Annotated in this window: 1 protein-coding gene; it reads right to left on the reverse strand. The window is 64.6% G+C overall.

Annotated features, from left to right (window positions below):
• Nucleotides 1–1,086: an IS630 family transposase gene (locus CLV43_RS46920; protein WP_106197064.1), complete on the reverse strand. Its 1,086-nt coding sequence runs from the start codon at nt 1,084–1,086 to the stop codon at nt 1–3.
• Nucleotides 1,087–1,134: the final 48 nt, after the last annotated feature.

Genomic DNA, 1,134 nt, shown 5'->3' on the forward strand with positions numbered 1-1,134 from the left:
CTAGTGTCCCGAGTTGTTAATTCGTGTGCAGTAGCGTGCGATGGAGTCGAGGATCTGGTCGGCGGTCTTGGTCCATACATAGGGCCGTGGCTCGTCGTTCCAGGTCTCGATCCAGGCACGGATGTCGCGGTTGAGCGCGCGGACACTGGTATGGCTGCCGCGTTGGAGTTTCTTGGTCGTCAACTCGGAGAACCAGCGTTCGACGAGGTTGAGCCAGGAACTCGACGTCGGGGTGAAGTGCACGGCGAAACGCGGGTGAGCGGCCAGCCAACGTTTGATCACCGGGGTCTTGTGGGTGGAGACGTTGTCCATCACCAGATGCACCGCCAGATCCGCCGGCACCTCCTTGTCGATGGCGATCAGGAATTTCCTGAACTCGATCGCACGGTGCCGCATGTGCAACCGTCCGATGACCTTGCCGGTGACGATGTCCAGGGCCGCATACAGACTCGACGTACCGTGCCGGGTGTAGTCGTGCGTGGCACGCTGCGGTGTCCCCGGCAGCATCGGCAGGATCGGCGCCGTGCGGTTCAGTGCCTGGATCTGGGACTTCTCGTCCACGCACAGCACCACCGCCCGCTCCGGCGGCGCGAGGTAGAGCCCGACCACGTCCTTGACCTTGTCCACGAACAACGGATCCTTGGACAACTTCCACGCCGCACGGCGATGCGGCTGCAGACCGAACGCGTTCCAGATCCGGGTCACCGCAGTCTGGGTCAGTCCGGACTCCGCGGCCATCGACCGGGTCGACCAGTGAGTGGCGTTGGCCGGGGTCGTCTCCAGCGTCGCGGTGATCACCGCCTCGACCTGATCGTCGGAGATCGTGCGCGGACGCCCCGGACGCGCCTCGTCCAGCAGTCCGTCCAGCCTGTCGGCCACGAACCGCGAGCGCCACTTCGACACTGTCGCCCGCTGGATTCCCAGCTCTGCCGCGATCTCGCTGTTCGAGCCACCTTCGGCACATCGCAACACGATCCGCGCCCGCAATGCCAACGCCTGTGCCGTCTTCCGACGCCGCGTCCAGCCCTGCAACGCGCTCGCCTCATCGTCGGAGAGCACCAACTCGGGCAGTTTCGGGTTCGGCATGCCACCGAACCCTACGCCTGCACACGAACTAAAGACTCAGGACACTAG

The organism is Umezawaea tangerina, from assembly GCF_003002815.1.
Classification (GTDB): Bacteria; Actinomycetota; Actinomycetes; order Mycobacteriales; family Pseudonocardiaceae; genus Umezawaea; species Umezawaea tangerina.